This is a genomic window from Streptomyces sp. NBC_00102, from assembly GCF_026343115.1.
Classification (GTDB): Bacteria; Actinomycetota; Actinomycetes; order Streptomycetales; family Streptomycetaceae; genus Streptomyces.
Map to the genome: position 1 here is coordinate 594,550 of NZ_JAPEMC010000003.1, position 17,518 is coordinate 612,067.

General features: G+C 71.4%; 11 protein-coding genes. 10 read left to right on the top strand and 1 reads right to left on the bottom strand.

All coding sequences use genetic code 11. The features are described 5' to 3' along the window. The first annotated feature begins 243 nt into the window (after window positions 1–243). On the top strand, window positions 244–3,549 hold the full coding sequence (locus OHA55_RS33020; RefSeq protein WP_266713590.1) for a right-handed parallel beta-helix repeat-containing protein: 3,306 nt from the start codon (window positions 244–246) through the stop codon (window positions 3,547–3,549). Between the two features lie 88 nt (window positions 3,550–3,637). Continuing rightward, entirely contained in the window at window positions 3,638–4,840 is a 1,203-nt protein-coding gene (locus tag OHA55_RS33025) for a S8 family serine peptidase (RefSeq protein WP_266713488.1), read from the top strand. A gap of 167 nt (window positions 4,841–5,007) precedes the next feature. Here the strand turns inward: OHA55_RS33025 and eccCa are convergent, their stop codons facing one another. Then, window positions 5,008–8,985, bottom strand: coding sequence for a type VII secretion protein EccCa (gene eccCa / locus OHA55_RS33030; protein WP_266713490.1), 3,978 nt, complete (start codon window positions 8,983–8,985; stop codon window positions 5,008–5,010). A 196-nt stretch (window positions 8,986–9,181) separates the two neighbouring features. Here eccCa and eccD point away from each other — a divergent pair, with 196 nt between their 5' ends. The 8 genes from eccD to OHA55_RS33070 all read left to right on the top strand — a co-directional run bounded on the left by eccD (window position 9,182) and on the right by OHA55_RS33070 (window position 17,516). Next, the gene (gene eccD, locus OHA55_RS33035) at window positions 9,182–10,573 is read left to right on the top strand and encodes a type VII secretion integral membrane protein EccD (RefSeq protein WP_266713492.1); all 1,392 of its coding nucleotides are present in this window, start codon (window positions 9,182–9,184) and stop codon (window positions 10,571–10,573) included. Window positions 10,574–10,585: 12 nt separating this feature from the next. Further along, on the top strand, window positions 10,586–12,055 hold the full coding sequence (eccB, locus tag OHA55_RS33040; RefSeq protein ID WP_266713494.1) for a type VII secretion protein EccB: 1,470 nt from the start codon (window positions 10,586–10,588) through the stop codon (window positions 12,053–12,055). Between the two features lie 188 nt (window positions 12,056–12,243). Then, window positions 12,244–12,594, top strand: coding sequence for a hypothetical protein (locus tag OHA55_RS33045; protein WP_266713496.1), 351 nt, complete (start codon window positions 12,244–12,246; stop codon window positions 12,592–12,594). A gap of 59 nt (window positions 12,595–12,653) precedes the next feature. Beyond that, a complete protein-coding gene (locus OHA55_RS33050) occupies window positions 12,654–12,992 on the top strand; it encodes a WXG100 family type VII secretion target (RefSeq protein WP_266713498.1) in 339 nt (112 codons plus the stop codon). Between the two features lie 113 nt (window positions 12,993–13,105). Continuing rightward, window positions 13,106–13,564 (top strand): type VII secretion system-associated protein, encoded by a 459-nt coding sequence (locus tag OHA55_RS33055; protein WP_266713500.1) that lies wholly within the window; start codon window positions 13,106–13,108, stop codon window positions 13,562–13,564. 55 nt (window positions 13,565–13,619) lie between these two features. Beyond that, window positions 13,620–16,637 carry an AAWKG family protein gene (locus OHA55_RS33060; protein ID WP_266713502.1) on the top strand — a complete coding sequence of 1,006 codons (3,018 nt, stop codon included), beginning with the start codon at window positions 13,620–13,622 and terminating at the stop codon, window positions 16,635–16,637. A gap of 64 nt (window positions 16,638–16,701) precedes the next feature. Next, window positions 16,702–17,196 carry a YbaB/EbfC family DNA-binding protein gene (locus OHA55_RS33065; RefSeq protein ID WP_266713504.1) on the top strand — a complete coding sequence of 165 codons (495 nt, stop codon included), beginning with the start codon at window positions 16,702–16,704 and terminating at the stop codon, window positions 17,194–17,196. Next, window positions 17,193–17,516: a hypothetical protein gene (locus OHA55_RS33070; protein ID WP_266713506.1), complete on the top strand. Its 324-nt coding sequence runs from the start codon at window positions 17,193–17,195 to the stop codon at window positions 17,514–17,516. The genes OHA55_RS33065 and OHA55_RS33070 overlap by 4 nt, the downstream gene beginning before the upstream one ends. Window positions 17,517–17,518: the final 2 nt, after the last annotated feature.

Here is a 17,518-nt window from a genome sequence, read left to right on the forward strand (position 1 = left end):
TGACGTACATGACCGGTCTGACGATGCTCGTCGCCACGAACCGGTGCGTGGCGGTGGCGGGTCTCCGCATCCGCCGCCCGGGGGCGGGGCCCGCACGGTTGGCCGGACCTGGACCACCATGGCGGTCGACCTGCGACAACAGGCATGATGGGCACTCAAGTTCCGTACACCCCATCTCATGCCGCGCGTCCCCGTCGCCCCACCGGCCCCGGGGGCCGGGAGGTCAGATACGTGTCACGCCAGATGCTCACCGTCGCAGTGGACGGTTCGGGCGATTTCCGCACCGTGGCGGAGGCCGTCGCACGGGCTCGTAACGGAGCCGTCGTCAGCATCGGTCCCGGCCGCTACCAGGAGTCCCTCACCGTTTCCGCCGCGATCACACTGACCGCGTCCGAGGGCGCCGGGACGGTGGAGCTGGCGCCCCGGCGCGGCACCGCACTGACCCTCACCGGCGACGCCGTGCTGGTGAGCGATCTGGTGCTGCGCGGCCACGACGACGAGCTGCCGGTCGTCGACTCACCGCGCGGGCAGATCGCGATGGACCGGTGCGAGGTGCACGGCTCGGCGTGGGCGGCACTGTTCGCGCGGGGCACCGGGTCCCTCGTCCTGCGCGAGTGCCGGGTCAGCAATCCGGCGGGCGCCGGTGTGGTCTCGACCTCCGGGAACGAGAGCTTCGTCGAGGACTGCGTCGTCGAACATCTGGGCACCTCCGCGGTGGTGGCCGGCGAGCGCGGGCGGATCACCGTGCGCGGCGGCAGGCTGCGCGACACCCGCGGCAACGGGGTACTGACGAACGGCCAGGCGCACGTACACCTGGAGGACTGCGAGATATCCGCGGCGGACAAGCCCGGGGCCGCCGTCGAGGAGGACAGCACGGTGCGCATGGTGCGCGTTTCGGTCCGGCAGTCGGTGGTCGGGGTGTACGTCAGCTCGACCGGGCAGACCGTGCTGGAAGAGGTGACGGTCACCGACACGAGCGGGCACGGCTTCGTGCTGGGCGCCGGCAGCTCCCCCGCTCTGACCGCCTGCCGTACGGAACGGACGTCGGGCCACGGGCTGTTCGTCACCGAACGCAGCCGGGGCACCTTCAAGGACTGCGTGTTCACCTCCGCGCGGGACGCGGGGATCCGCGTCAACGGGTTCGCCTCACCGGTGCTGACCGGGACCGTGGTGGCGGATGCCAAAGCCGTCGGGGTACTTCTCGACGAGGACTCGGCGGGTGAGTTCGACCGCCTGGAGATACGGGACCCGGGCGGGTCCGGCATCGTCGTACGTACCGGTGCCAACCCGCTGCTGCGCCGCGCCACCGTCACCCGGCCGGGGTCGCACGGGGTGGAGGTCACCAAGGACGGGCGTGGCCGGCTGGAGGAGTGCGTCGTCGAGGCGGCGGCCGGCTCGGCCGTGCACGTCTCGGGCCACGGCAACCTGCACGTCATCGGCAGCACGCTGCGGGCGGCGGCCGAGTCGGGCGTGCACGTCGGGGCGCTCGGCACGGTCACCCTGCGCGACACCGCCGTCGAGGGAGCGTCCGGTGCGGGCGTCCGGATCGATCCGGAGGGCGAGGTGTCCGCCGCGCGGGTGCGGGTCACCGGCTCGGGTGAGCACGGGGTGCTGGTCGCCGCGGGCGCGCGGGCTGCCCTGAAGTCCTGCGAGGTGTCCGGGTCCGGCGCCGACGGAGTGCGGGTCGAGGGCACCGACCCGGCTTCGCTGACCGGATGCACGGTACGGGACAACCGGGGCAGCGGGCTGCGCCAGGCGGTACCCGGCGACCGGCTCGCCGTCGATGGCCTGACCAGTACGGACAACGGTGCTCCGGACGCCTGGGGCAGCGCGGCGGGTGCCGAGGCGGCGGGCGGTGGACGGCTGCCGGGAGGCGCGGTCCCGACGGCCGCGGAACCGGACGGCGACACCGGCCCGGTGGCCGAGCTGGAGTCTCTGATCGGTCTCGCCGACGTGAAGCAGCAGGTCCTGACGCTGATCAACCTGAACCGGCTGGCACAGCGGCGCGCCAGCCTCGGTATGCCGGCCCCGCCGATGAGCCGCCACCTGGTGTTCGCGGGCCCGCCCGGCACCGGCAAGACGACGGTGGCCCGGCTGTACGGGTCGATCCTCGCGTCGCTCGGAGCGCTGCGCAGCGGGCACCTGGTGGAGGTCTCGCGGGCCGACCTGGTGGCCCAGATCGTGGGCGGCACCGCGATCAAGACCACCGAGACGTTCAACAAGGCTTTGGGCGGGGTGCTGTTCGTCGACGAGGCCTACACCCTGGTGTCCGACGGGGGCGGTTCGGGCGCGGACTTCGGCCGGGAGGCCATCGACACGCTGGTGAAGCTGATGGAGGACCACCGGGAGGACGTGGTGGTCGTGGCGGCCGGCTACCCGGAGGAGATGACCGGTTTCCTCGCCTCCAACCCTGGTCTGGCCTCCCGGTTCACCCGCACCGTGGAGTTCACCGACTACACCTCGGACGAGCTGGTCACCATTGTCGAACGGATGTGCACAGGGCACCGCTACGAGCTCGAACCGGCGGCCAGGACCGCGTTGCGCGGCCACTTCGACGCCATTCCGCGCGACGCGTCGTTCGGCAACGGGCGTACCGCGCGCAAGGTGTTCGAGGAGATGGTGGACCGTCAGGCGTCCAGGCTGGCAGGCATGGTGGAGGTCAACGAACGCGATCTGTCGGTACTGACCTCGACGGACGTCGGCGTCGGCGCGGCCGTGGACGCCAAGGCCGACGACGACCCGCTGCTGCGGCTGGACGCGCTGGTGGGGCTCGCCGCGGTCAAGCGGGAGGTGGGTGACCTGGTCAATCTGCTGGCCACCGCACGCCGCCGCGCCGAGGCCGGGCTGCCCGCACCTCGCATCAGCAACCACCTGGTCTTCACGGGCCCGCCCGGTACCGGAAAGACGACGGTGGCCCGGCTGTACGGGGAACTGCTGGCCTCGCTCGGTGTGCTGCCCCGCGGCCAGCTGGTCGAGGTGTCGCGGGCCGACCTGGTGGGCCGGTGGGTCGGGCACACCGCGCAGCTCACGAAGGAGGTGTTCACGCGGGCGCTCGGCGGTGTGCTGTTCATCGACGAGGCGTACACCCTCACCCCCGCCGGAAGCGGCGGTTCCTCCGACTTCGGCCAGGAGGCGGTGGACACCCTCCTGAAGCTGATGGAGGACCACCGCGACGAGGTGGTGGTGATCGCGGCGGGCTACACCGAGGAGATGGCGCGCTTCCTGGGCTCCAACCCTGGTCTCGCGTCCCGTTTCCCCCGGCATGTCGAGTTCCCCGACTATTCCTCCGACGAGCTGGTCACGATCGTGCGCCAGCACGCCGTCGACAACGGCTACGAGTGCGCGCCCGGCGCCGCCACCGCGCTGCGCGCGTACTTCGACGGGCTGCCCAGGGGGCGCTCGTTCGGCAACGCACGTCTCGCGCGGCAGACCCTGGAGGAGATGATGACGCGTCAGGCCGGGCGGCTGAGCGCGGTCGCGGCTCCGAGCCTGGAGGATCTGCAGCTCCTGCTGCCGGAGGACCTGACCGGCCTGCCGCAGCCTTCCTGAGAGCTGCCCGGCCGTCCCGCCGCGCAGTGCTTCCCGGACTCCGGATGCCCACGCATCCTGGACCTCACCGAACAGAGGAACGCCCCGCATGCACCGCCGTACGACCGTTCTGCTGCTCTGCACGGCTCTCACCGCACTGCCGGTCCGGCTCGCTCTCGCGGACGACGGCGACGGACAGGTGGTGCTGCCGGGGGTCCCTGAGCGACTGTCCCCGCAGCAGGCGTGTACGACCGCCGAGGGCCGTGCCACCTCCGACGCCCCCTGGACGCGCCAGGCGCTCGGCCTGGACCAGGTGTGGACCTTGTCGCAGGGGCGGGGCGTGACGGTCGCGATCGTCGGCACCGGGGTGAGCGACGGGCCCGCCGTGCTGGCCGGCCGGGTCGACGCGGTGGGTGACGCGGACGATGACTGCGTGGGACGGGGGACCTTCCAGGCGGGTCTCGTCGCGGGGGCGGCCACTCCCGGCCAGGGCTTTGCCGGGGTCGCCCCACAGGCGAGGATCCTGGCCGTACGGGGCACGGGCGTCCGTGGCGAATCCGATCCGGCACGGCTGGCGGCCGGGGTGCGGGCGGCGGCGGAGCGCGGGGCCGGTGTGATCGTCGTGTCCGCGCCGCTGAACGGCGCGGACAAGGCGGTACGGGCGGCTCTGGCGGTGGCCGAGGCAAAGGATTCCCTGGTGGTGGCCCCGGCGGCGGCGGACAGCGTGCCGCTGTCCACCGGCACCGATGCCCCCGCCGAACCCGCTCCCGCGCCTCCGGAGAACGTCCTCGCCGTACTGGACACCGGCCCTCAGGGCACCCGTCCGGACAGTGCCCCTCCCTATACGCGCGCCGACCTCACCGCGCCCGGTGACGCGCTCGTCGGCCCGGGCCCGGTGGGCGGCGGAATGTGGACGGGCTCCGGCGCGTCACTCGCGGCGGCGGTGACGGCGGGCGCGGCGGCGCTGGTGCGCTCCTACCACCCGGAGCTGAACGCGGCCCAGGTGCGGGAGAGGCTGCTGCGCACGGCGTACCCGGCGGACCTGCCCGCTCTGGACCCCTACGGCGCGGTGGCGGGTGCCCAGGCTCCGGCCGTGCGAGCGGCGGCGGACCGTCCGGACCCGGTGCGGCTGGTCCCGCCGCCGGACAGCGGGGGCGCCAGGAACACCGCGCTGCTGGTGACTGTGGGCGCCGCGGGGGTGGCCCTGCTCGTGGCGTTCCTCGCGGTGGTGCTTCCGCGGGGCCGGGCCAGGGGCTGGCGGCCGGGCCGCGTGGGCGCCGGGGACGCCCACGGGCGCGGCGGGACCGCCTGACGGCCGGGGTATGTCCGGCGGATCAGGACCGGACAGGACGCGGCGTCCGGTGCGGTACATCGCAAGGCGCTGGAATGCCCGCATCGCGGAGCGACTCGGGCGTTGGGCAACGCCACGAGGCGCCGTGCCGGACGCCGCGGACCCGGTCAAGATCCGCAGGACACACCCTATTCCTCCCGTTCCTCCTGTGTCGGCGCCACCTCGCGGGGCAGCGCTATCTGGACGAGCGCGGCCTTGCGGCGGGCGATCCGCAGCGCACGCCCCGGCGGCAGGATCCTCGGGTTGACGCTGTCGAAGACGTATCCCTCCGAGGGCGGGCAGGACAGCTGGATGGCCGTGGAGTTGACCTCCTGGAGCTTGCGCATCAGGGGGTCCATGCGCGACGCGCCGGTCGAGGCGCGGGCCACCACCAGGTGGAGGCCGACCTCGTAGCCGAGCGGAATGTGCGGCAGCAGCGGTTCGAAGGGGCCACTGAAGCCGGTGCCGACCATCTCGTAGTCGTCGACGAGCACGAACACGCGCGGCCCGGTCCACCAGTCGGCCCGCCGCATCCGGGCCGGGGAGATGTCCTCGCCCGGGGCGCGGATGACCATCGCCCGGGTGACCCCGTCGACGAGTTCGCGCAGCGGGTCCGCCGCCACCGCGTGGCCGAGCCGGTACTCCTCGGGGACCGCCTCGACGAGCTCGCGGCGGTAGTCCACGACCAGGATGCGCGCCTGCTGGGGGGTGTGGGTCGCGACGATCTGCTGGACGATCAGCCGCAGCGCACTGGTCTTGCCGCTCTCCGTGTCCCCGACCAGCATCAGGTGCGGGCTTTGGGTGAAGTCGTGCCAGACCGGGGCGAGTTCGGCTTCGTCCAGGCCGAACGGGACGCGCAGCGGCCGCTCCGGGTCCGCCGGCGGCAGGTCGGCGGCGGTGAGGTGGGCCGGCAGCATGCGGACGGGCGGGGCCGGCGGGGCGTCCCAGTTCTCCGCGACGGCCTCGACGAGGTCCGCGAGGGCGTCGGTGAGGTCCTCCGCGTCCTCGCCGCCGTCGATGCGCGGGAGCGCGGCGAGGAAGTGGAGCTTCTCGTTGCTCAGGCCGCGTCCGGGAACCGCGGGCACGGTGCCGGCCTTGCGGATGTCGATGGCGGAGTCCATCGGGTCGCCCATCCGCAGCTCCAGGCGGTTGCCGACCTGGTCGCGGACGGCGGCGGAGAGCTCCACCCAGCGGGAGGTGCTGACCATGAGGTGGACACCGTAGTTGAGGCCCCGGGTGGCGATGCCGTTGAAGACGGCCATGTCGTCGAACATGTCACTGCGCACCGTGGACCAGCCGTCCACGACGAGGAAGACGTCACCGAACGGCTCGTCCGGGTACTGCCCTTCGGCCCGCCGCCTGCGGTAGGTGGCCATGGAGTCGATGCCCTGCTCCTGGAAGAACAGTTCCCGCCGGTTGAGCAGCGAGGTGACCTCGGCGAGGGTGCGGGAGATCCGTTCCCGGTCGAGACGGCCCGCGACCCCGCCGACGTGCGGCAGTCCGGTGAGGCCGAGCAACGCGCCGCCCCCGAAGTCCAGGCAGTAGAACTGCACTTCGCGCGGGGTGTGGGTGAGGGCGAGCGCGGTGATGAGGGTTCGCAGCACGGTGGACTTGCCGCTCTGCGGTCCCCCTGCGACGGCGAGGTGTCCGCCCGCGCCGGAGAAGTCGACGGTGAGCAGGTCGCGCACCTGGTCGAAGGGCTTGTCGACGATGCCGACGGGGACGCGCAGCTTGCCCCGGTCGGCGAAACCCGTCGTGGTGAAGCCGAAGTCGGGGTCCGGGACCAGGGGCGGCAGCAGTGCGTCGAGGGCGGGCGGGGCGCCCAGCGGAGGCAGCCACACCTGGCGGGCGGGCGGGCCGCTGTCGCTCAGCCGGTCGAGGGCGAGCGCGAGGAGGGTCTCGCCGGAGTCGGGCTCCGATGCCACCGGTTCAGGGGCGACGGGCAGGGTGCGCGGCACCACCCAGCCGGTGCCCCACGGCACGACCTGGCGGGCGATCTGCGCCTGCTGGGCGGCGCCGCGCCTGCTCGTGTACGCCCCGGAGACGTACGCGGCGCGGAACCGGGTCAGCGCTTCGACGCCGCTCTTCAGGTAACCGCTGCCGGGGGTGGGAGGCAGGTGGTACGCGTCGGGGACGCCGAGCACGCCCCGGCTCTCGATCGCGGAGAAGGTACGCAGGCCGATGCGGTAGGAGAGGTGGGACTCCAGCTGGTGCATGCGGCCCTCCTCCAGCCGCTGTGAGGCGAGCAGGAGGTGGACGCCGAGCGAGCGGCCGAGGCGGCCGATCATCACGAAGAGCTCCATGAAGTCACGGTGTGCGGACAGGAGTTCGGAGAACTCGTCGACGACGATGAAGAGCGAGGGCAGCGGTGCCAGCGGGGTGCCGGAGGCGCGGGCCTTCTCGTACTCCAGCACGGAGGAGTAGTTCCCGGCCCGGCGCAACAGTTCCTGACGTCGCATCAGTTCACCATGCAGGGCGTCCTGCATGCGTCCGACGAGAGGGAGTTCCTCCGCAAGGTTCGTGATGACGGCCGAGGTGTGCGGCAGTTCGTCCATTCCGAGGAAGGTGGCGCCGCCCTTGAAGTCGACGAGCACGAAGTTGAGGGTCTCGGAGGAGTGGGTGAGCGCCAGGCCCAGCACCAGGGTGCGCAGCAGTTCGCTCTTGCCGGAGCCGGTGGCGCCGATGAGCATGCCGTGCGGGCCCATACCGCCCTGGGCGGACTCCTTGATGTCGAGTTCGACGGGCAGCCCGTCCTCGCCGACGGCTATCGGCACCCGCAGCCGGCCACGGCTCTCCAGCGGGCGGCTGTCCCACAGCTTGGCGGGATCGTGGCGGCGCAGGTCCACGATACCGAGCAGGGAGGTGAGTTCGGTGTCGGAGACGAACGGCTCTGCCGAGACCGCACCGCCGCCGAGGCGGTACGGGGCGAGCCGGGCGGCCAGCGTACGGGCGGCGGACGGACCGAGCGTGTCGGGTTCACCCAGCAGGGTGGACTGCTCCTTGCGTTCGCGGTCGGTGCGCACCAGATGGAGTCCGTCGTCGTCGATGCGCAGCCGCAGTGTGCCGCGGGCGGGCTTCCAGGCCAGCGTCTGCGACAGGTCGAGGACGACGGCGTTGCGGTACCCGGCTCCTTCGAGGCGGTGGCCGCCCGGCACGGTGCCGCCGTCCACGACGACGACGGTGAAGGGCTCGTCGCGGCCGGGCGCGGTCTCCGGGTCGAAGGGCGGGCGTTCGGTGAAGTCCGCACCGAGCAGCTCGTCCAGCTCCACGAGTCCCGCAGCGACGGTACGGGCCTGCCCCGCACCGTCGCGCTGGTAGGCGTGCTGGGTGTGCGGCAGCCACTTCACCCACTCCCAGTCGGCGCGCCGCGCGTCGGAGACGCAGAGCGCGACGGTGAGTTCCTCGGGGGCGTGGAAGGCCGCGAGCTGGGCGATCAGGGCGCGGGCGAGGGAACGGGCCCGCTCCTCGTCGCCGTGCACGAGAATCCGCGACCATGCGCGCAGGTAGAGGGCGATGGGCTGGCCGGGCACGGTTCCGTAGGCCCGGATGAAGCTGCGCAGGGCGTGCGCGGTGAGCGGTTCCAGGTCTTCGACGGGCTTGGTGGCCAGCGGGGCGAGCCGGGTGCCGAGCTTCTGCTCGCCGACTGCGACACGGACCTCCGCGAAGTCCTCGTCGGCGGGGCGGCGTTCCCACTGCCGGCTGGTACCGGTCAGCGCCCACAGTCCGGCCGGGTCCGGGTGACGCCACGCCAGGGCCTTCTGCTGATCGGCCACCGCGCGGCGGATCTTGCGCCGGGTCTGGGCCAGGTACCGCAGGTAGTCCCGTCGCTCGCCCTTGAGCTTGCGCTTGCGTTCGCCCGCGCTGCGCATCAGTTGTCCGACGAGCATCGCGACGGACGAGAGCAGCATCAGCCCGATGGCCAGGTAGCTGAAGGTGGTCGCCTGGCCGGGCCTGATGAACATCATCATCATGGCGATCGACGTCAGGCCCATGGGGAGGTACATCCACATGGCCGAGGTGTTCGGCTCCGCCTCCGGGAGGGCGGGCGGTTCCTGGAGACTTATCTCGCCGTCCGGCATGTCGGGGCCCCGCCTGCGGGCGGGACGACGGAACAGAACGGTGCTCACGCGGAATGTGCTCCTCGGGCTCGTCGCCTCTGAGGCGGTGGGGAGGCAGGGGATCCGGGGCGGTTCGGCACGAAGGACGTGAATGCCCCGCTCGGAACGGTCGCATCAGCGGCCGACGGCCTGACGCGAGATCAAAGGTAGTGTGCGGCCATCGACTTTGGTATCCCGCCCCTCGGAGAGGTGTGGCCCCGCCGCAATGACAGACATATCCACCCCCGGCCTGTGTCGGCTCTCGGTGAGAACCCAGGAACGGATCATCGATCTGGCGGTTCCCGCCGACGTGCCCGTGTCCGACCTGCTGCCCATCCTCCTCGACCACGCCGGCCACGACCTGGCGGAGAAGGGGATCGAACACGGCGGCTGGGTGCTGCAACGCCTGGGCGAGGAGCCCCTGGACGAGGAGCGCACCCCGGAGGGTCTGGCCCTGCGGGACGGCGAGACGCTGTTCCTCCGCCCCCGCACCGAGGCGCTGCCGCCGGTCCACTTCGACGACCTGGTGGACGGGGTCGCCGGCACGATGCGCGACCGCCCGCACGGCTGGGAGGCGCGGACCAGCCGATGGCTGCTGCGCGGCACAGCGGTGGTGCTCCTCGCGGCCGGGCTGCTGGTGCTGGCGCTGCCGGGCGGCTCCGCACCGCTGCGGGCCGCGGTCGCGGCCGGCACCGGACTGCTGGTGCTGTTCGGAGCCGCCACGGCGAGCCGGGCCGTGGGCGACTCCGCGGCCGGCGCCGCACTCGGTGTCCTCGTCGCGCCGTATCTGGGGCTGGCCGGTGCGCTGCTGCCCAGTGGAGACGCGGACGCGCACCTGACGGGGGCGCGGCTGCTCGCCGGTTCGGCGGCGGCAGCGGGCGGGGCGGTGCTGGCGGTGGCCGCGGTCGCGGCCTTCGTGCCCCTGCTGCTGAGCGTGGCGGCGGTCGCGCTCGCGGGCGCCCTGTGGGGTGCCCTGATGCTGGTCACCGACTGGCCGGCCGCGCACGCGGCGAGCGTCCTCGCGGTCCTCACGGTCGTCTTCGGCGGCCTCGTCCCGGGTATCGCCTTCCGGCTGTCCGGACTGCGGCTGCCCGCCCTGCCGACCAACGCCGAGCAGCTCCAAGAAGGCATCGAGCCGCACCCCAGCCAGGTCGTGGTGAGCCGCACCGCGCTCGCCGAGGAGTGGATGACCGCCATGTACGCGGGGACCGGTCTGGTCTGCGCGATGGTCGTGACCGCCCTCGTCGTGGTCCGCCCGGACACCGCCGCCGTGGTCACCGCCGCGGTCCTGTGCCTGCTTCTGATCCTGCACGCGCGCGGCATCGGCAACGTGTGGCAGCGGCCGGCGGTCATGCTCCCGGGCCTGTACGGCCTGGTCCTGATGGCGGTGCGGGCCGCCGTCTCGCTGGACGCCGGGCAGCGCCCGCTCCTCGTCGCGGCGCTCGTCGCCGCCGCCGTGTCGGCGGCCATCGCCTCGTGGACGGTGCCCGGCCGTCGGATGCTGCCCTACTGGGGCCGGGCGGCCGACATCCTGCACAGTTTGCTCGCCGTCGCCCTGATCCCGCTGACCCTGTGGGTGTTGGGCGTGTACACGGCCCTGCGCACCGCCAACGGCTGAGGGGCGTACGACATGCAGTCAAGGAAGGACCAGGTCCAGGCCCACCTCTTCGTCATGGGGCGGCTGACCAGCGGCATGCTGCGGAGCGACCCGGACTCCCCGGAGTCCCCGGTGGGCCGCACCAACCGGGGCATGGCCTGGGGCATCGGCCTCGGAGTCGTCCTCACCGTCGGATTCCTGCTCTTCGGCATGATCTCGCCCGCGGGCTCCAAGACCTGGCAGCAGGACTCGAACCTGATCGTGCAGAAGGACACCGGTACCCGCTTCCTGTATCTCGACAAGACGCTCCGCCCCGTGCGCAACTGGGCTTCGGCGAAACTGATCGCGGCCGACGGCCTCACCGTGGTCTCGGTGTCCGGGACGTCCCTGGCGGGCGAGCGGCACGGCACCCCGGTCGGCATCCCCGGCGCCCCCGACGCACTGCCCGGCCCCGGAGACCTGGAGCAGGGGGCGTGGCAGGTATGCGCGGAGGAACCGGACCGTACGGGCGCCGACCGCACCGGCCGGCGCCCCGTCACGTCGCTCCGCGTGGGCATGCCCGTCGACGGCGTCTCCCCGGGTGACGACCGCGCCGTCCTCGTCCAGGGCCCGGACGGAGCAACGCACTTGCTGTGGGGCGATCACCGGTTGCGGCTCGGCAAGCACGGTGCGGCCGAGGCGCTGGGCTACTCCGGGGTGACGCCGGTGCCCGTCTCCGCGGCGTTCCTCGACAGCGTGCCGGCGGGACCGGATCTGACCGCGCCCGAGGTGGACGGCCGGGGCGCGGCCGGCCCCCGGATCGACGGCCTCGTCGGTCGGACGGGACAGGTGTACGCACTGGCGTCGCCGGGCGCCGTCACCCAGCACTTCCTGCTGGAGAAGAGCGGGCTGCGCCCGCTGAGCACTCCCGCGGCAGCGCTCGTGCTGGGCGACGACCGGACGGCGAAACTCGCCTACGAGGGGTCGGTCCCGGTCGCGCTCCCGCTCACCGCGGACCAGTTGGCCCAGCACCGGGCGCCGGCCGGCGAGGCGGCGAAGGATCCGGTGGGCTGGCCGTCCCGTACGCCCGTCGTACAGGACCCGGGTCCCGGCATGTCGGTGTGCGCCCGGATCCAGCCGGAGGGGTCCTCGCCCCGGGTGGCCCTGGCACTCGTGGAGACGGCGGTACGGGCGGCTCCGGTGGCCTCCGGCCCCGAGATCCGACGGGCGTGCCTGGCCGTGGACGGTCTGGAGGTACGGCCCGGGGGCGGCGCGCTCGTGCAGGCGCTGGGCGCGGGCGGCTCGGTGATCGGCACGACGACGTACCTGGTCACGGACGTGGGCATCAAGTACCGGCTGCCGGACGCGGAGTCGGTGGAGCGGCTCGGCCTCAAGGGCGGGCACGCACAGGCGGTGCCGTCCCGGCTGCTGGACATGCTGCCGACGGGGCCGGTGCTCGACGCGGCGGTGGCCGGCGGTGAACGAGCGGCTTCCGCGGTCCCGTCGGAGAAGTCCTGCGGGTGAACCGCCGGTCGACGGACGGCGCCCACTTCTGAGCAGACGGTCAAATTCGGTCGCCCCCAGGGCCGTTAATGACTTCCCCGGTTAAGCAATGATCAATTCCAGCTCAGATCTCGACTCAGGGCATTGCTTGCGCCACACCGCCCTCCCTAGCATCGACAGACGCTCATGTTCCGGAAAGGACACCTGACATGTCGAACACCCCCGCCCCTCCCGGCAACCTCCAGACGTCGTCCCAGTCCGAGAACCAGAAGGGCTACCACGCCCTCAGCACGGTTCAGAGCGGGATCAAGCAGTCCCAGGAGGAGGTGCGCACGACCATGAGCGGCCTGATCCACGCGTACGGGGGCCAGGACGGCGGCGCCTACCAGCGGCTGCTCGCGGACTGGAGCGGTCAGGTCGACATCATCACCAGAAACATCAACCAGATGATGGAGCAGCTCCAGGAGACCGGCATGCTCCAGCGCGGACTTCAGGGACAGACCACGGCGGCGATCGAGACCAGCAGCCGGTCGAACGACGTACTCGCCCAGCTGACCTGATCGTCCGTCCGGCGCCCGCCGACTGCCCTCAAAGCCCCTTCTCTCCCCAGGAGTTCGCCATGACCACTCCGTACGATCACTCCAACAAGACCGACGGCATCATCCACGTCGAGTACAGCAGGGTGGACCAGGCCGCCGAGGACATGCGCCTCCAGACGAACCGCATCCATTCCCTGGTTCAGGCCCTCAACGAGGAGCTGGCCGGGCTGCACGGTGCCTGGCAGGGTGCGGACGCGGCGACGTACGCGGCTCTGCAGGAAAAGTGGAACCAGGCCACCACGCAACTGGGCCAGGTCCTGACGAAGCACGGCGACACGCTGAGCGACATCTCGGACCAGTACCGCAAGCACGAGAACCGCAGCGCGTCGGAGTGGGGGAACATCCGCGTCGGCGGGTGACCCACCGCCTGCCCGGACCGCTGCTTCCCGCCTTCCCGGACCGCTCCTCCCGCCTTCCCCGCCTTCCCCGCCTTCCCCGCCTTCCCCGCCTTCCCCGACGATTGTGAGTAGCCATGGCGGCCGACCCGACCAATCTGTCGCACCTGGACACGGACTCTCTCCAGAGGTTCATCGACACGGACGTGCAGGAGTTCATCGACCTGCTGACCGCGCTGGAGAAGGACGCCGAGAAGGGTGGGATCTCCTCGCTGAAGTTCCTCAGCGCCCAGATGGCCTCTCCCGGGGTGGGCCTCAGCAGCCATGTGCTCAAGCTCGGCAAACTGGTCGGGAAGGACGCGAGCCCGCTGAGCGCGCAGCCGCTGGTGGAGTACCTCACGGCCGCGGCGGAGTCCCAGGCGGGCGTCATCAGCAACCAGCTGAAGCTCTTCAACGACATCCAGAAGAACATGAGAACGGTGCTGGAGACGATGAAGAAGAACCAGGCGGACAGCCTGGAGGACATCAAGAGCCAGGAGTTCCTGAACGACCTGGGCGATGTCGACGGGGACCTCGCCCCGACCCAGAAGACCTGACCCTCACCCTTCGTCTCCACTCGTCTCCGCTCGTCGCACAAGGAGAGTCCTGCCCGTGGCAGTTGATTCAAGCTGGGAATCCGTCGTCAAGCAGCTCACCGGTTTCGACGGCGGCACCAGGGCCAACGTCGCGGCCGTGGGCGGTGCCGACGCGAAGACGGGTAACGGCAGCGAGTGGATGCGGGTCACGGTCAAGAAGGTCACCAAGGTGGGGGTGTCCGACGACCGCAACACCACGGGCGAGGTGGAGGCGGGCGAGACGCCCGAACGGGTCATCCAGTTCTACGGCCCCTCCGACGGGCAGTCCAGCACCTACCTCGACGTCTACAAGGCGACCATCTCACTCCCCTGGAGTTCGTCGAGCGGCGCCGACTGGAGCAACACCGGGAACGCGGGGGCCTACGACTGGGGCTACGGAAAGGCGCTGGAAGCGCTGCGGGACACCTACACCACGGACGGGTTCGGTGGTGGTTACGCCCACACCCCGGCGGTCGTCACGGCGGACGCGGTCAATCTCAAGGAATTCAGCCCCATCGCCGAGGCGTTCAACAGGGTCGTCGACTACTTCTCCGCCAAGTCCGTCGACCTCGAAAGATGGGTGAAGGAGCTCGACGGCGAGTTCTCGTCCTATCAGGGCAGCGGTGCGGACGTCTTCCGCGACCTGATCGACGCGGTGGGCCTCGGCTACAAGGACTTCCTCGCCCTGATCGCCCCGAAGACCGGCGCGGTCCAGCCCGGCGGCGGCAGGGAGTTCAAGAGCAACAAGGACTACAGGTCCCGCTCCGTGGTCGGTGACAAGCTCGTCGACGCCGAACTGGCGATCTGGACGGCCGCCAACGAGCTCGCCACGGCCTGGAACGGCTGGCAGAACAACTCGGATCCTGGCGTACAGACCGCGGTCAACTCGGCGTACGCCGGTCTCAGGGCCCAGCCGGCGAACGTATGGCTCGGAACGTCCCATCTCGACGCGCTGCTCGACGATCTGGCGTTGTGGCTCAACGAGAACAACATCATGAAGATGCGCCAGAACTACGGCAACAACAAGCCCGGGGACGGGTTCCTGCACATCCACCCGGTCTACGGCAACCTCACCGTCGAGAGCGACTGGAAGAACCTCGCCACGCGGGCCTGCACCAACTGGCTGGCCACCCTCGCTCCTCTCGACCAGGCCGCGAGCAAGGCCATGCTGGAACTCAACCAGGCCATGGTCGGGATGAACACGGATTCGTCCTTCCCGTTCAAGGCAGGTGCGGGCAGCCTCACGCAGTCGAACGCGGAGGACGAGGCCGCGCTCGCCAAGGAGGAGGCGGAGAAGGAGAAGGAAGCCGCGGAGGAGGAAGCGGAGAAGCAGAAGGAGGACGCCCAGAAGGAGATGGACAAGCTCAATCAGGACGCGGACGGCAACGGCGGAGCCGGTGACGTCGACCTTCCACCGCAGATCGGGGAGAACGGCACCGACGGCGAGTTCGGCGGAGGCGGGGCGGGCAGCGACCTCGGCCTGAACGGCGAGAACACCGGCAGCGGTATCGTCCCACCGCCCACGCTCGGCCTGAACGGTACGGGCGACGGCAGCGGCCTGGGCGGCGCGAACCTGCCGGTCACCAACCCCGACGGTTCCACCAGCCTCGTGAATCCGGACGGTTCGACCACCACCACCTACCCGGACGGCCACCAGGAGACCACGCCCGCGGGCGTCGTCCCACCAGTGCTCTCCCCCAACGTCCCGGGCGGCAGCAGCTACCCCGTCAAGACGGTCAAGGGCCCTGACGGCAGCACCACTTCGTACAATGCGGACGGTTCGCGCACCACCACGCACAAGGATGGCACGACCACCACCGTCAACCCGGACGGCACCTCCGTCACGAACAATCCCGACGGCTCGAAGACGGTCCTGAACAAGGACGGCAGCGAGACCATCACCTACCGGGACGGTACGAAGACCACGATCGGCCCGGACGGTACGACGGTCACGCAGTACCCGGACGGCACCTCGACGAAGCTCGCCCCGGACTCCACGCTCACCAGCACCGACGCCCAGGGCAACAGCACCACCAGCCGTCCGGCGGCCGGTTCGACCGTGCACAACGCGGACGGTTCGTCCACGGAGTTCGGCAAGGACGGCACGACCACCACCACGCACGAGGACGGCACGAAGACCTCCGTCTCCGCGAACGGCACCGTGACCACGGTCGACCCCGACGGCACCAAGACCGTCTCGCACCTGGGCAAGGGCACCTCCACCGTCCAGTACGCCGACGGCTCGGTGTCCCAGGTGGGCAAGGACGGCACGGTGTCCACCACGTACAAGGACGGCAGCACCACCAAGCTGAGCCCCGACGGCACGTACACCACCACCGACGCCGACGGCCACAAGCAGACCGAACACCTCAACACCACCGGCAGCGGCGGTACGCAGACGACGCACAACGCGGACGGCTCGTCCACGACGACCTACCCGGACGGCACCGTCGACAAGACGCTCAAGGACGGCGGCCACCAGATCAGTTACCCGGACGGGCGCACGGTCACCACCGACGCGTACGGACGGACGACCGGCACGACGGGCGGTACCGCCGGGCTCGCGGCGAACACGACCGGTGGCGGTCTCAGCGACTTCGACTACTACGACTACCCGGACGACGGAAGCGACGAATCCCCCCTGGGCGTGGGTGGTTACGGTGACACCGGCACCGGCGGAACCGGCAGTCTCCCGCTCAACCCGCTCGGCAGCCAGGGACTCATGCCCGGCAGCGGCACGGGCGCATCGACGGGCGCCGCCGGAACCGGGCTGGCCGCGGAACGTGGCCGGGCGATAGCCACGGGAGAGGCATCCGCGGCACGGAACGCCAAGTCCGCCCAGCTCGCCGCGGAGGAGGCCGCGGCGGCGAGCCGGCGGCCCAGCACCACCTCTTCCGGCAGCACCCCGATGATGCCGCCGATGGGCGGTGGCATGGGCGGCGGTGCGGGCGGCAACACCCAGAGCGACGAACGCGAGCGGTCCACCTGGGTGAGTGAGGACGAGGAAACCTGGGGCACGGACGAGGGCGGCGTCGCGGCGGTGATCGGCCGGTGACGGCCGTCGCCGGCCGGAGGAAGGGACCGAGTGGCATGAGCGGGACGAAGGGCACGGAACGCATATGAGCAACCCGATGGAAGAGCACCTGGCAGAGGCGCTGGCCGAGTTCGAGGAGGCCCGGACCAAACTGACCGAGGCCGGGGCCGCCGCCGCCCGGATCTCCGCGACCGTCATGGCGAAGGACCGCTCCGTGGAGGCGACGGTCGGACCGCAGGGCGAGCTGACGAACCTGCGCTTCCCCACCGCGAGGTACCGGACCATGCCCCCGGCCCAGCTCGCCGGCGTGCTGATGACCACCATCGGAGCGGCCCGCGCCCAGGCGGCCGAGCAACTCGCGGACGTGTACCGGCCGTTCGGCCCCATCCCCGGCCTCTCGCCGACCGGTGAGGGTGGCTTCCAGGAGCTGGACTGGGACGCGCTGTTCGCTCCGCTCCGCGAGGAGGGGCTGCCGGTACCCCCGTCGAAGGCGCCCACCCGCTCGTCCGGCGGCGCTCTGCTCGACGAGATCGTCGACGAGGACGACGCGGCCGGCCCGGACGGGGGAGCGCAGCGATGAGCGGGCTCGACGTCGACAAGGACGGGCTCGACCAGAGCGGCGAGAACCTGGACCAGGTGGCCGACCACATCAAGCTGATCCGCGACGACTACCTGGACAAGATCACCTCGTACCACGGGTGCTGGGGCACGGACAAGTTCGGCATGACCTTCGCGGAGAAGTACCTGCCCGCCGTCGAGGACGCCAAGACGGGCATCACCGCGCTGAGCGACGCGCTGATCGGCAGCGGGCAGAGCCTGCGCGACACCTCGACGGACTTCGGCAACCTCCAGACCGACATCACCGACTCGCTCGGCGGGCACAAGACCGGGAAGAGCTGACC